The following is a 15,717-nucleotide window of genomic DNA, read 5'->3' on the forward strand; positions in this document are numbered from 1 at the left end:
TTAGATGATCACCTTTGATTTAAAATTCTAACTCAACATGAAAATGTATATCAAATCAGAAAAAGCAATTTCATTAATTTTCATAATATTATTGGTCTTGAGTAGTAGTCCGTTTTATGGATTCGCTCAAGAGCCAGATTTGAAGCCTGTATCGGTTTCTAAAGATGGTCGTTTGTTATACGGAAAAGACGAAGACGGCAATCGGGTTCCCGATTTTAGCTATGCTGGATATAAAGCTTCAGAATCAGAAATCCCTTTCGTCGAGCCGAAAGTTGTTGTTGCTCCGGTGGAAGGAGACGCGACGCTCACCATTCAAAAAGCATTGAATTATGTCGCATCGTTACCTTTAAATGAGAATGGCTTTCGAGGAGCTGTTTTACTACAGAAAGGTACGTTTAAAGTCAATGGACGGCTGGTGATTAAGGCTTCAGGTGTTGTGCTGCGAGGAAGTGGTTTTGGCGACAATGGAACTACATTGATAGCTGGAGGAAAAGACCGGCAGACCTTTATTCGGATTCTTGGGAAAAGTGATCAGTTTTTTACTGATACAACGCGTATTTCTAATTCATACGTGCCTGTAAATGCGATGAAGTTTGTGGTTGAAAATACTGAAGCTTACAAAGTAGGCGACCCGGTTATTGTTCATCGTCTATCGTCTCAAAAGTGGATTGAAAGATTAAGTATGGTTGAATTTGGTGGAGAAGAAACGGGGTGGATTGGCTGGAAACCCGGAAACCGCGATATCTACTGGGATCGTACGATTACCGCAATCGAAGGAGATACCATTTTCGTCGATGCTCCGCTAACAACTGCATTAGATACGACTTGGGGAGCTAGTGGAATCATAAAATATAACTGGAAAGGACGAATCAACAACATTGGGATTGAAAATCTAAATTTGGAGTCGGCTTTTGATGAAACGAATTTGAAAGATGAAAACCATTGTTGGTCAGCTATAACTATTGAGAATGCTGAAAATGTATGGGTACGTCAATTAACTTTTAAGCATTTTGCCGGGTCGGCAGTTGCTGTTTATGAAACCGCTAAAAAAGTAACGGTTCAGGATTGTGTTTCAACAGATCCGGTTTCTGAAATCGGCGGTCAGCGGCGATATACCTTTTTCACAATGGGGCAACAAACCTTGTTTCAACGCTTGTATGCCGAATATGGTTATCATGATTTTGCCCTTGGTTTTTGTGCTGCCGGGCCAAACGTTTTTGTGCAATGTGAATCGCATTTGCCCTACGAATACAGCGGGACAATTGACAGTTGGGCATCCGGTGTTTTATTCGATATTGTGAATGTTGATGGACATGCCATTTCCTTTAAAAATCAGATGCTCAACCGCCAGGGAGCTGGCTGGACTGCTGCCAATTCCATGCTGTGGCAATGCTCTGCTGCGCTGATCGAAAACTACGCCCCACCTACAGCGATGAACTGGAGTTACGGTGCCTGGAGTCAATTTTCGGGCAATGGATATTGGGCTGAAGAAAATAACCATGTCACACCCCGAAGTTTGTTTTATGCACAGCTAGCTGATCGACTGGATAAGAAAACCGAGGAGTTTGCTGACCAGGTAATGCCCTTCGACGATAACTCAACAAGTAGCCCTACTGCCGAACAAGCTCAGGAATTAACGGAACAAGCTTACACACCGGCGCTACGTTTGGAAGATTGGATTATGCAAGCGGACGACCGCGATCCGATTTCACTGGAAGCAGCAACTGCCATAAAAGCAAGCGAATTAAAAGACAAGAAGAAAATTGCAACAGAAGTTCTTCATCCAATTACTGTTGAAAACGGGAAATTGGTTAAAGATGATTTGGTGTTAACCGGCATGCGCTTTACGGTGCCTTGGTGGAGGGGAGTGGCTCGTCCCTATGCTACGAAGAAGGCAACTCCTGCTGTTACACGTTATGTCCCGGGCCGAAATGGTCACGGATATACCGATAACCTGAATGAGGTGATTGACTGGATGGATGAATACAATATGGTTGGTCTTGAACACAATTATGGCTTGTGGTACGATCGTCGCCGCGACGATCATCAGCGAGTTCGAAGGATGGATGGTCAGGTTTGGGCTCCATTTTACCAGCAGCCTTTTGCCCGAAGCGGACAAGGAACTGCCTGGGACGGATTGAGTAAATACGACTTAACCAAATATGATGATTGGTACTGGAATCGACTTGCTGATTTTGCCGACTTGGCTGACAAAAACGGCAAGCTGTTGGTGCATCACAACTATTTTCAGCATAACATTTTAGAAGCCGGAGCTCACTGGGCTGACAGTCCGTGGCGACCTGCGAACAATATTAACAACACCGGTTTTCCAGAGCCGGTGCCTTATGCGGGAGATAAACGGATTTATATGGCCAAACAGTTTTATGATGAAAGCCATCCGGTACGCCGGAAGTTGCATCAGGCCTATATTCGTCAATGTCTGAATAATTTTGCTGATAATTCAAACGTCCTTCAGCTGATTAGTGCTGAATATACAGGTCCGCTTCATTTTACCGAATTCTGGTTAGAAACGATTGACAATTGGCAAAAGGAAACCGGGGAAGATAAATTGATAGGATTGAGTACCACCAAGGATGTTCAGGATTCTATTTTGGCGAATAAAAAATACGCAGATCTGATCGATGTAATTGACATTCGCTATTGGAGCTATCGCGAAGACGGAACGTTGTATGCGCCACTGAGCGCTCAGCAGTTGGCGCCGCGTCAGCATGCACGACAGGTAAAACCCGGCAAACGCTCCTTCAGCTCTGTTTATCGTTCGGTGTTCGAATATACGTCTCAATACCCTGAAAAGGCCGTTGTTTTTTCTGAAGGCCGATACAATGTATATGGTTGGGCTGCTTTTATGGCCGGAGGTTCGCTTGTGGTTCTCCCCGAAAATTTGCCGGCCGGGTTTTTATCCGATGCCATTTCGATGCGGCCCGTTAAGCCGGATGCTAACCCTGAAGAAGAGTGCAGCTTGGAAAGTGACAATGCACTTATCATTTATTCGCAGAACAAATCAGAACTTTCGATTGACCTGACTGGAAGGAAAGGACGATATGTCGTTAAATTTATTCAACCTCCGGATGGGACTTTACTCAATAAAGAGACTATAATAAAGGGAGGCGAAAAACAAGCGATTAAACTGCCTCAAAAATCATCACTCATAACTTGGATTAAAAAACAACAATAAACCTTATAAAATATGTTACGAAATTTATTGATCATTACGATAGCTGTATTTTTTGCTGTTGGTTGTACTTCAACCTCAAAGGAAGAAAAGAAAGAAGATACGGGGTTACCGCTTTTAAAAGTGTCTGAAAACGGACATTATTTTGTTGAAGAGAATGGCGATCCGTTTTTTTGGTTAGGCGATACCGGTTGGCTGCTATTTTCAAAGCTTAATCGGGAAAATGCAGTGAAATATTTGGAAATCCGCAAAGAGCAAGGATACAATGTTATTCAGGTAATGGTATTGCACAGCGTAGGAGCTGTCAATATTTATGGCGATTCAGCCTTAGTAAATGCCAATGTGGCAAAACCGGTGGTTACCGAAGGAAATGCATTCGACGACTCGCTGCAATATGATTATTGGGATCATATGGATTATGTGATTGATCAGGCTGCCGAAAAAGGATTGTACATGGCCTTGGTTCCTGTATGGGGAGGCAATGTAAAAAGTGGTTATGTATCAAGAGAAGAAGCCTCTGTTTATGGCCAGTGGATAGCCAATCGCTACAAAGACCGCAAAAATATAATTTGGCTGAATGGTGGTGACACCATGGGGAACGATTCAACGGCTACCTGGAATAATCTGGGAAATGCGATCAATGATACTGATCCGAATCACCTGATTACCTTTCACCCACGCGGACGGATGCAGTCATCTGATTGGTTTGCTAACGAAGCTTGGTTGGATTTTAACATGATCCAGTCCGGACACCGAAATTACGAGCAGGATGATACGGAGCGCTCTTACGGTGAAGACAATTGGCGTTACATGCAAACCGATTGGGATATGACTCCGGCTAAACCAACCATTGATGGCGAGCCTTCTTACGAAGGAATTCCTCAGGGCTTACACGATACATTGCAACCATTTTGGAATGATGATGATGTTCGTCGATATGCATACTGGTCCGTATTTTCCGGAGCATTCGGCTATACTTATGGACATAGTGCTGTAATGCAGTTCTATAAGCCGACGGATAATGAACCGGCATACGGAGCCAGAGAATATTGGACCGAAGCAATTGATGCTCCGGGTGCCAAACAGATGGTTCACCTGAAAGATTTGATGCTATCGCGTTCTTATTTGGATAGAGTGCCGGATCAAAGTTTGATAGCCGGTGAAAATGGTGAGCGGTATGATTACTTAATCGCTACTCGTGGTTCAAACTATGCCTTTATCTACACGTACACCGGAAGAAATATTCCTGTTGATATGGAGCAGTTTAAAGCTGAAAAAGTAAAGGCAAGCTGGTTTGATCCCCGAAATGGAGAAACTACAGCCATCGGTGAGTTTGAGACCCAGGGTGTTCAGGAATTTGATGCCCCGGGTGAAAAAGAGAATGGTAACGACTGGGTGTTGATTCTTGACGAAGTATAGCATTCATATTGACTTCTGAGTTTTTTGGAATTGGAAAACTTCAATTTAATTGATTTGAAATGATAAAACTGAATAAAATATTACTCGTGTCCGCCTTGTTATTAAGTGGAGTGGGAGTAGCTTCAGCTCAGGAAATCCCTCATTTTACAGGGACCGAGCTCAACAATCCTGACTATCATCATGGGCAACTGAGCCCGGCAATGGGCGTACATAACATTCAGGTGATGCGCGCCAATCGCGAACTTCCTGAAACTGCTGATAATTTTGGATGGACCTACAACCATGCGCCTATGTTGGCGTATTGGAACGATACGTTCTTTTTAGAATATTTAAGCGATCCGGTTGGAGAGCACGTTCCACCGGGACAAACCTTTTTGGTGACTTCAGAAGATGGTTACGAATGGTCGAAGCCTGAGGTTATTTTTCCTCCGTATTCCATTCCGGACGGAACGCAAAAGGAGGGAAGTGATCAAGTGGCAAAAGATTTGCTGTCGGTGAATCATCAACGAATGGGAGTTTATGTTTCTTCTGATGATCGTTTATTTGCCATCGCCTACATTGCTATTTCTATTGATGCACACGACAGCCCGAACGATGGAAAAGGAATTGGAAGAGTTGTGCGCGAAATTCATAAAGATGGTTCCTTCGGGCCGATCTATTTCATTCGTTATAACGAAGGGTGGAGCAAAAAAAATACGGACTATCCGTTTTATACGAAGAGCAAGGATAAAGGGCTTGTTAAAGCCTGTGAAGAAATGCTATCCGATCCGCTTGTTCAACAACAGTGGAACGAAGAAGCGGATCGGGATGATCCGTTAATTCCCATACAAAAACAGTATAAAGCTTTCTCGTACTATCACTTGCCGAATGGTAACGTGGTTGGCCTGTGGAAACATGCCCTCACTGCGGTGAGTGAAGATGAAGGAAAAACCTGGACAACGCCCACTCGTGCCCCTGGCTTTGTAAATAGCAATGCTAAGATTTGGGGACAACGTACTTCCGATGGTCGTTTTGCGACAGTATACAATCCCTCCGATTTTCGCTGGCCTTTAGCTATTTCAGTGAGTGAGGACGGTCTCAATTATGAAAATTTACTTTTGGTGAATGGTGAAATTACAACCATGCGCTATGGTGGTAACTATAAATCTTATGGTCCGCAATATGTTCGCGGTATTCAGGAAGGTAATGGTACACCTCCTGATGGAAACCTTTGGATAACGTACAGCATTAATAAGGAAGATATCTGGGTTTCAACAATTCCAGTGCCTGTTAAATCGAAGGCTGAGAATCATGTTAATGAAGATTTTTCTGCGATGGATTCAGCATCTGCTTTGGACAAATGGAATCTTTTTAGTCCGGTTTGGGCGCGTGTTGGTATTGAAAAAGATGCTGATGGAACATCCTGTCTGACCTTAAAAGACAAAGATGAATTTGACTACGCCAAAGCCAAGCGGTTGTTTCCGCCATCCGATTCGGTGAGCGTTGAGTTTACAATTGAAGCAGAGCAAAATGACCATGGTCTGCTGCATGTTGAATTGCAAGATGAAGAGAACACCGGAACGTTGCGCCTTGTTTTTGATAAGGATGGGATACTGAAACACAAAGCAGGCTATCGTTTGCGGAATATTATGGAGTACGAAGCCGGTAAAAAATACACCATTCGTATTGAAGCGACCACTTGGTCTCGTTTTTACGATGTGTATGTAAATGGTGAAAAGAAAACCACGGGCTTGAGTTTTGCACCGGTTCACGAAGTCCAAAGCATTCAGTTTCGTACTGGAGAGGTCCGCCGCTTTCCAACTGTCGATACGCCAACTGATCAAAAATTTGATGTTCCTCAAAGCGGAAAGCCTGTTGACGAAGCTGTCTTCCGCATTTATTCGTTGAAAACTGAAAAATTATAGTTGAATGTATAAGTTGAAAAATACAATAAAATTAACACTCATTATTGCTTTCACCTGGATGTGTTTATTGCCGGCTACGGCAAGCCAAAAAGGAAAGAGCAGTGAAAAACAGCTCCTTCAAGCTGAGGATTTTAAGCACTATGTCGATTATTTTAATCGCATGGAAGATGAAAATATTGCCGGCGCTATCCCTAATACCGAATCATGGGAATGGATGAAAGCCAATATCCCCCTGTTCGAATGTCCGCAAGCCAATTTTGAGGAAATGTATTACTACCGTTGGTGGACCCTGCGCAAGCACATCAAAGAGACTCCCAAAGGATACGTCATGACCGAGTTTCTGGTTCAACGTCCGTATGCTGATAAATACAACATGATTAGTTGTGCCTTGGGGCATCACATATACGAATCCCGCTGGTTGCGCGATCGCAAATATGTGAACGACTATGTCCATGTTTGGTTTCGGGGTAATGAAGGTGGAAAAATGAATAAGCTTCTCAAGTTCAGTAGTTGGACGGCCAATGCTCTTTACAACAAATACCTGGTTGATGGAAACAAGGAGTATTTGGTGGATATGTTGCCTGATTTACTTTCAGAATACGAAGCGTGGGAGCTTGAAAAAAAAACACCTTCTGGCCTGTTTTGGCAATACGATGTTCGCGATGGCATGGAAGAGCAAATTAGTGGTGGACGTCACGTGAAAAATAAGCGCCCAACGATTAACAGCTACATGTATGGAAATGCAAAAGCCATTGCTAAAATTGCAGGTTTAGCCGGAAAGAAGAAAGTTGCTGAAAAATATGAAGCTAAAGCTGATACCTTACAAAAGCTGGTGAATGATAGCCTTTGGAATGCTGAGGCGAACTTCTACGAAACGGTTAACGAAAAAGGAGGTTTTGCGGAGGTGCGCGAAGAAATTGGATTCATTCCATGGTATTTCAACTTGCCAAAGGAAAAGCAGCAAAGTGCCTGGGAACAGGTAAAAAGCACTCAGGGGTTTTTAGCTCCTTTTGGGCTGACAACTGCCGAGCGAAGTCACCCGGAGTTTCGCTCTCATGGCTGTTGCAGCTGCGAGTGGGATGGTGCCATTTGGCCATTTGCAACGTCACAAACCATGACTGCCATGGCTAACCTGATCAATAATTACGATCAGGATGTGGTGAACGATTCCATTTATTTTAGACTGATGGAGTTGTATGTTGAATCACAATATTACCGCGGTCGCCCATATATTGGAGAGTATTTGGATGAAGTAACTGGCTATTGGCTTAAAGGAGATCAGGAGCGAAGCCGCTACTACAATCATTCAACCTTTAATGACTTAATTATTACCGGACTGGTTGGTTTGCGTCCCCGCGATGATCAGAAAATTGAAGTGAACCCCTTGATTCCCGAAGATAAATGGGATTGGTTTTCGCTCGATCAAGTTTCTTATCATGGGAAAAGTGTCAGCATCATTTGGGATAAAACGGGCGAAAAATACAAGTTAGGGAAAGGGCTTATCATTTTAGTCGATGGAAAAGAGGTTGGACGAAGTGAGCACCTCGAACACCTGGTTTGTAGTTACTAACTCGCAATCAATAAAAAGAACGATACCAATGAAAAAATCATTACTAATAGCTTCTGTTTTTGCAGCAGTGTCTTTCTTGTACACTCCGGCTACCGAGGCAAATTGTACCGTACACCCATCGGTCGTTAGCGATCAGTTATCCGATCAGGAACAGAAAGCAACCGAGTGGGTGAAATCGCTAGAGTTGGCCGATAAAGCAAAAGAAGAGCGCGTAATAGACATTGTAGCCGAACATCTGACGGCAGTGAAAACTTGGCATGATGAGCACCCCGGATCAGCGGTTCCTGCCGGAGTTAATCCAAGGACAGGGGAAAAGCTGACCGAGCTGGATCGACAAATGATTGCCGATTCAGCCATGCCCGAAAGTGTGCATGAGAATTTAATGAGCGGACTTCGTAAAGAGTTGAAAGAAGAGCAGGTTGAAGCTATTTTGGATAAATACACCGTAGGTAAGGTTGACTTCACCATGCGTGGTTACTACGCCATTGTGCCGGACCTAACCGACGAAGAAGCCGCTGTAATTTTAGGCCATTTAAAAGAGGCTCGCGAAATGGCAGTCGATTATAAACAGATGAAAGAGATCTCTGCTATTTTCGAAATCTACAAAACGAAGTGCGAGAAATACTTAAACAGTAACGGAAGAGATTGGCACCAGCTTTACAAGGCCTTTGTCAAAAAAATAAAAGAAGAAAAAAACAAAAAGTAGACTTTACATTGCTAATTTAAAGCGTGCATTGAATACGAAATGAGCATGATCAATATTTTGCTCAGACAGGGGATGATTATTGGGAGTTACATGTGCAGGTGCACCAAACTAAAGCATTCCAGAGGAGTACCGAAATTGCTCAAACTTAAATTGAAAAATATAAACAGATGAAATTATATTTCAGAAATAGTCTAATTGTGATGTTTGTTCTTGCTTGTCTTTTTTCAGTTGAGGCAAAAGCACAGGAAAATCGGTGGAAAAAAGGAATCGTAAAAGAACAGTTTATATACGAAGAAGATGTTTATCCTTCATGCCATGCCGGAACGTTGGCCGAAACGCCGCACGGTATTGTTGCTGCTTGGTTTGGCGGCACACGCGAACGAAACCCGGATGTGACCATCCGTTTCAGTCGTTTGGTCGATGGTGAGTGGACAAAGTCGGTTGAAGTGGCCAACGGGGTGCAAAACGATACGCTGCGTTATCCAACCTGGAATCCGGTTTTGTATCAAATTCCTGATGGCGATTTGTTGTTGTTTTATAAAGTTGGGCCTAGTCCTTCCGGTTGGTGGGGCATGCTGAAGCGTTCATCGGACAACGGATTAACATGGAGCGAAGCCGAAAAACTACCTGATGGCTTTATTGGCCCGGTAAAAAATAAACCGTTGTTGTTAGATAACGGCGATTTGATCTGCGGGTCAAGTACTGAAGGAGGCCAGGGATGGCAGGTGCATTTCGAACTGACCCCTGATTTTGGTAAAACCTGGCGTAAGGTTGGACCAATTAATAGCCCGAGCACCTATCAAATTATTCAGCCCAGTGTTTTGAAACACCAAGACGGGCGTTTGTCTGTTTTATGCCGAAGTAAAAACAGCGTGTTGGTTGATTCTTATTCTTCGGACAACGGCGAAACATGGTCATTGCCGCAAGCTTCCGGACTTCCAAATAACAACTCAGGAACCGATGCCGTTTCGTTGCAGGATGGCCGTCAACTGGCTGTTTACAACCACGTAAAAACACCCATTGGCGCTAAAAAAGGTTATCGCACACCACTTAATGTAGCAGTTTCCGATGATGGCAAACACTGGTCTGCAGCGCTGGTATTGGAAGATTCCGAAATCAGCCAGTATTCTTATCCGGCAGTAATTCAGTCGGCTGATGGCATGGTGCATTTTATTTACACCTGGCGTCGTGAGCGAATGAAATACGTAAAAGTTGATCCGGCAAAATTGGAATTGACTGAAATTATCGATGAAAAGTGGCCTGAAAAATAACAAGACGATGAGTAAAAAGATTCTTTTTCTGTTTACACTTTTGTTTTCGGTTTTTCTAGTCGAAGCGCAAAACTCAGATACTAAATATAGTCGGGACTTGGAGGATGTTTTGCTGGATATTGAAAAGCAATATCAGGTCGATCTTAGTTTTGCAGGCAGTATGGTTCGTGGTAAAATGCTGGATTATGCCAATTGGCGCTTTCGACCAACCATTGAGGAGACGCTGAAAAATGTACTGACTCCTTTCGATCTGGTTTTCGAGAAGAAAGATGATAATACCTATCGCATCTCGCACTTTCGTTATTCTAAAATTACCCTGAGAGAGGGAGTTGAACGATTGGAGTACATGAAAACATTGTATGACGATCAGAAATCCTGGGAAGTGCGAAAGGCTGAATTAAAAGAGTGTATGCGTGCTATTTTTCATCTCGATGATCTGCCCGAATGGCCGGACTCTGATCCGATTGTTACCAACAAACGGAAGATGAACGGCTATCAGGTTGAAAATATAGCATTGGAAGTTTTGCCCGGATTATACACCACCGGGTCGATTTACAAGCCTGCAAAATTGAAAGGGAAGGTTCCGGTAATATTGTGCCCGAATGGTCATTTTACCAATGGTCGGTATAACGAAGATATGCAGATACGTTGTGCAATGCTCGCTCAAATGGGAGCCATTGTCATGAATTACGACCTGTTTGCCTGGGGCGAAAGTTTGCTTCAATTTGAAGATCATAAGCAAAGCACTGCGCAACTGGTTCAAGTGCTCAACAGCGAACGAATACTGGATTATTTATTGTCGCTCAATCATGCTGACCCTGATCGGGTTGCAATTACAGGTGGTTCTGGTGGTGGTAGCCATACGATGCTGATCTCGGCTATCGACGAACGAATCAATGTGAGTGTGCCGGTGGTGATGCTGTCGTGCTACTTTTATGGCGGTTGCCCTTGCGAAAGTGGTCAGCCAATTCACCTGTGTGGTGGAGGAACCAACAATGTTGAAATTGCCGCCATGTTTGCGCCCAAACCACAACTGGTTATTTCCGATGGCGGCGATTGGTCGAATCATGTGCCGGAATATGAGTTTCCGTTTATGCAGCGAACTTATGGCTTTTACAATCAACTCGATCATGTAAAAAATGTGCATCTACCTGAAGAAGGACATGACTACGGTCGCTCGAAACGGATTGCCATGTACGATTTTATGGGCGGGTTTTTACAGTTGGATACCCTCAGCGTTAAAGATAAGAGTGGAAATTATGACGAATCGAACAGCGTGATTGAAGATGAAGCAGCCATGTATGTTTTTGGTAATGACAAGGCTAATCTACCGGAGAAGGCCATTCTGGGAATTGATGAGCTTAAAAAAGTGCTGAAGACAACTTTTGGTGAGTAATTTTGCAACGACAACGAGGCTTTTAAAGCGTATGGAATTGAAGATAGTAAAAAATGGGCTTGACATGGAACAGATCAGAATCCTATTCTCACTTTGTATCACGCTGACAACGACAGTTGTACTTTTAGATTTGATATAAAACCTGGAGGTTCTGAAAGAATCGTTCCTGTCAATGCTATTTGCTTCAGTTTCCATTCCGGAATACAACATCAATAATCTTACAAACAATTTTAATTTCTGAACGTTCTATATTATAAGTAAAACCCTTAAAGTGTTAATAATATGGAATTTAGCGAAAAAATTAAAGACGAATTAGAAGGAAGAATCAAAAAACTTGAAAACTTTGTTGCAGACAAAGGAATAGGCTCGAAACAGCTTGAAAAGGCAAAAAATGCACAGCGTAATGTGAATTTAGCCGTCTTTGCGGGGAGTTTAATCACTATTGCAGGAATTACTCTTTGGGCATTGCGTAGCAATAACAAAGAAGATTAACAGTTCTCATGATTAAAATTGGTTATTGCTGATTAGAGTTTGCCCCTGGTTGTTGCCTTGTTGAAATGCCGGAAACTCGGTTGAGAGTTTTCCATATTTCAACAGGAACTTAACTGGAGTTAAATACCCCGGACATGAGCGACGCCTTCCGTCGTTATACCTCCCAAGCCAGGCAATGGCGTATTAGTGTGTCTGCGGTATACTTTCAAACAAACCGAAGTTTAGCACATGCTGCCTCTAAGCTCTTTTAAAACGTTCAGCCAAAACGTCCGAGTCGGCTTTCGTGGTTGAGTATATTCTTCCATTCAAGATCATTTTGAAGCTACTATTCCATTTTATCAGCAGGCTTCATTTTTTTCTATCCGATCTTTTCGAACCGTATTCTGCAAGCTTAGCTCGGCAACAATCTGCTTATATCGAGCTGGCAATTTCTCCCGATCATTGTTTAATTGCCTGACCTGAGACCCAATCATGTCTGAATATTTACCCTTCCGTTTATAACAGGTGCTCTGACTGATTTCGTGATCACTAACAGATGTCAGAAACTGATCGTCCGTTTTCCTGTGATGCGATAATCTCGATGATTTGAGGCTTGGTTAATTGATTCGTTTTCATCACCCCTGAATTTAGATCTTCATTATTGTAGCTGTTTTAGGCTAGACTACACGATTATTTTATCACTTCTACCCAAAAGACGATTATTATTACCGTCAAAATACGATTTATCATTTCTCCTATGATGTGAATTATTCCGGAAATAGAAATCTCCAAAAAACAGATGATCTTCCGGCACTTCTATCAGAATAATCAATTACACTGTTGTCCGGGAAAAATGGAGTTATGGGCTAAAGCCCGGACGCTCCGGTGCGATGACTAACCCCGGGATTAATCCCGGGGTTAGTGAATGCCAGATATGACACGGGCTTTAGCCCATCATTTTAACCGGACGCTAATGAATCAATCATTAAAGGTTTTTGACTGATTTCTGATAGTTGTATTGTTGGAGTCGCTCTGCATTTGCCAGCGTTTTTAGATAAATCAAGCTATGTTCAAGTGTTTTAATCGTTTCTGATCGTGGAATATGTCCACCTTAATTACTCATTACTCCACCTGTTTTTCGCAATTGCAACTATATTTGCATCACACAAAATATCCACAAAGTATCGTGCTATATGGATTGAAAGATATAAACGAATTAACTATTGAAGACCAAACTTTATAATTAAATCAATGAATACTAAAGCTCAAAAGCTAACCTTACTTGAAAAAATCGGCTATGGATCGGGAGATGCTGCCGTAAACGTGGTTATTTCGTCCATGTTCTTGATCATCACCTATTTTTACACCGATATTTTCGGACTCAAACCGAAAGATGTCGCCCTCATGTTTTTACTGGTACGATTGATTGATGCCATTAGCGATCCGCTTATGGGATTGATTACCGACAAGTATAAATTTAAAGGTGGCCGGTTCCGCCCATACTTTTTGTATCTGTCAGTTCCTTTTGGCATCTCGGTTTTTCTAACCTTCACCACACCCGGTTTTGATTATGCCGGCAAACTGATTTATGCTTACATCACCTACATTTTTGTTACGCTGATGTTCACATCGGTTACCATTCCATACATTTCGCTGATTGGGGTATTAACCAACGATCCGCAGGAGCGGCTATCAGCAAACGGCTATCGCCTTTTCTTTGCAAAGGTGGCCGCTTTTATGGTGTCGATTGTGGTTCCTGTTCTGGCTGAAAAACTGGGTAAAAACGATATGGGACGAGGATATCAGCTGGCCATGGGATTAATGGCGCTAATGGGAACCTTGCTTTTCTTATTTAGCTATTTTACCACTAAAGAACGCATTGAACACGTTGTAGATAAAAAACCGCTGCTCGAGCAGTTTCGTTTACTCATAAAAAACAAACAGTGGCTGATTCTTTGGGGATCGTGTCTGTCGGGAACAACCGGTTATGTAATTCGTAGTTCGGTGGCTATATTTTATGCCAAATACTACCTGGGAGGCGACGCCGGAATGCAGTCGACTTTTATGGCAACAGGTGTTGCCGGAGCTATTTTGGCCATGCCGCTGTCAACGCTTATTACCAAACATTTTTGTAAGGTAAAACTGTTTTGGATGTCGCAGTTGGGAGTAGGTGTGTTAAGTGTACTGATGTTTGTTTTGGTTCAGCCAAAACCCGACAGCATATTGCTGGCTTACGTACTTTATTTTATTCTTTCTGTAGTGGTTGATGTGCATGCGCCGGTATTTTGGTCGGCTATTGCCGAAGCGGTAGACTATGGCCATGCCGAAAGCGGCAAACGTGTTTCAGGACTCTCATTCGGAGGTATTTCTTTTGCTCAGAAAGCAGGAATGGGAGTTGCCGGAGCGGTGGTTGGTTTGTTACTCGACGCTTTTGGATATATTCCTGATGAGATTCAAACAAAAACAACGCTGATGGGGCTGGCTCTAATGCTAACCATTATTCCCGGAGTTTTTCATGTGATTAATGGAATGTTGATTTACCGCTATAAAATCACCGATAAATATTACGAAACAATAAAAGCAAAACTTCATATTTAAAATGGATACTACAGGACAAAATGCGCCACTGGTTGAGCAACGCGCCGATCCGTTCGTGTACAAACATACCGATGGTTATTATTATTTCACCGGCTCGGTGCCTACCTACGATCGTATTGAGCTTCGGAAATCGAAAACCATAGCCGGCCTGAAAGATGCCGAAACATTTGATGTGTGGTTTAAGCACAACGACGGCCCCATGAGCCGTCATATCTGGGCTCCTGAAATTCATTACCTCGATAACAAGTGGTACATCTACTTTGCCGCCAGCGAAGAAGAAGATATTTGGAAATTGCGTCCTTATGTGTTGGAATGCAAAGGTCAGGATCCGCTAAAAGACGAATGGATTGAGCTGGGGATGATGCAGGCTGCCGATGGCGATGAAAAGTCTTTTATAGACTTTTCCCTGGATGCTACCATTTTCGAGAATGAGGGCAAACGCTATTTCTGTTGGGCCGAGAAAACCGGTGGACAGTTTGCTGCTTCCAATTTATATTTAGCCGAAATGGAATCGCCCATCAAGCTAAAAACCCTGCAGTTTATGCTTACAACACCCGATTACGATTGGGAACGAGTTGATTTCTGGGTAAATGAAGGACCAGCGGTGATAAAAAACAAAGGCAAGATTTATATTTCCTTTTCGGCAAGTGCAACAGGAGCTTGTTATTGTATGGGACTGATGGAAGCCGATGAGAATTCGGATCTGCTCGACAGAAATTCGTGGAAGAAATCGAGGTATCCGGTGCTGAAAACCGATTACGAAAAGCAGATTTACGGACCAGGACACAATTGTTTTACGGTGGCTGAAGATGATGTAACACCATTGTGTATCTACCACGCTCGCGACTATGAAAAAGCGGTTGGCGATCCGGCAGTTGTTCCAAAAACGGATAGCAGACCTTACGAAGAAATAATCAAGGACCCATTATACGACCCTAACCGGCATGCCCGGGTTCTGGAAGTAAAATTTGATAGTGATGGGAAGCCGGTGTTTGCGTTTCATTAATCAAATAATTTTTGTAGCCCTATCAGGTGGGCGAAGTCACCAAAATGCAAACCGGAGTCAGGGAAACGATGACTCCAGTCGCTGTTAAACAAACTCGTGTCATGTTAACTAAACTGCAGTTCTATGCGGGTAAACTGGTTTAGGAATAAGTGTGGGAGCGTGTAGTTAAGAATAAAAAAACTG

10 protein-coding genes are annotated in these 15,717 nt (G+C 43.0%); all 10 read left to right on the forward strand.

Going from position 1 to position 15,717, the window contains the following annotated elements; all coding sequences use genetic code 11:
• Positions 1–37 precede the first annotated feature (37 nt).
• The 10 genes from GR929_RS12515 to GR929_RS12560 all read left to right on the forward strand — a co-directional run bounded on the left by GR929_RS12515 (position 38) and on the right by GR929_RS12560 (position 15,534).
• Positions 38–3,196 carry a DUF6298 domain-containing protein gene (locus GR929_RS12515; protein ID WP_201300999.1) on the forward strand — a complete coding sequence of 1,053 codons (3,159 nt, stop codon included), beginning with the start codon at positions 38–40 and terminating at the stop codon, positions 3,194–3,196.
• A 12-nt stretch (positions 3,197–3,208) separates the two neighbouring features.
• Positions 3,209–4,612 (forward strand): glycoside hydrolase family 140 protein, encoded by a 1,404-nt coding sequence (locus GR929_RS12520; RefSeq protein WP_159520298.1) that lies wholly within the window; start codon positions 3,209–3,211, stop codon positions 4,610–4,612.
• Between the two features lie 59 nt (positions 4,613–4,671).
• Positions 4,672–6,516 carry an exo-alpha-sialidase gene (locus GR929_RS12525; RefSeq protein ID WP_159520300.1) on the forward strand — a complete coding sequence of 615 codons (1,845 nt, stop codon included), beginning with the start codon at positions 4,672–4,674 and terminating at the stop codon, positions 6,514–6,516.
• Positions 6,517–6,520: 4 nt separating this feature from the next.
• Positions 6,521–8,086 (forward strand): MGH1-like glycoside hydrolase domain-containing protein, encoded by a 1,566-nt coding sequence (locus GR929_RS12530; RefSeq protein ID WP_201301000.1) that lies wholly within the window; start codon positions 6,521–6,523, stop codon positions 8,084–8,086.
• 28 nt (positions 8,087–8,114) lie between these two features.
• Positions 8,115–8,792: a DUF3826 domain-containing protein gene (locus GR929_RS12535; protein WP_201301001.1), complete on the forward strand. Its 678-nt coding sequence runs from the start codon at positions 8,115–8,117 to the stop codon at positions 8,790–8,792.
• A 167-nt stretch (positions 8,793–8,959) separates the two neighbouring features.
• Entirely contained in the window at positions 8,960–10,063 is a 1,104-nt protein-coding gene (locus tag GR929_RS12540) for a sialidase family protein (protein ID WP_201301002.1), read from the forward strand.
• A gap of 7 nt (positions 10,064–10,070) precedes the next feature.
• Positions 10,071–11,459, forward strand: coding sequence for an alpha/beta hydrolase family protein (locus GR929_RS12545; RefSeq protein ID WP_159520304.1), 1,389 nt, complete (start codon positions 10,071–10,073; stop codon positions 11,457–11,459).
• Between the two features lie 282 nt (positions 11,460–11,741).
• Positions 11,742–11,951 (forward strand): hypothetical protein, encoded by a 210-nt coding sequence (locus GR929_RS12550; protein WP_159520306.1) that lies wholly within the window; start codon positions 11,742–11,744, stop codon positions 11,949–11,951.
• Positions 11,952–13,181: 1,230 nt separating this feature from the next.
• Positions 13,182–14,528, forward strand: a complete 1,347-nt coding sequence (locus tag GR929_RS12555) for an MFS transporter (protein ID WP_159520308.1) — start codon at positions 13,182–13,184, stop codon at positions 14,526–14,528.
• Between the two features lies 1 nt (position 14,529).
• Positions 14,530–15,534 (forward strand): family 43 glycosylhydrolase, encoded by a 1,005-nt coding sequence (locus GR929_RS12560; protein ID WP_159520310.1) that lies wholly within the window; start codon positions 14,530–14,532, stop codon positions 15,532–15,534.
• The last annotated feature ends 183 nt before the right edge of the window (positions 15,535–15,717 follow it).

It is taken from the genome of Sunxiuqinia indica (genome assembly GCF_009847015.1).
GTDB classification, from domain to species: Bacteria; Bacteroidota; Bacteroidia; order Bacteroidales; family Prolixibacteraceae; genus Sunxiuqinia; species Sunxiuqinia indica.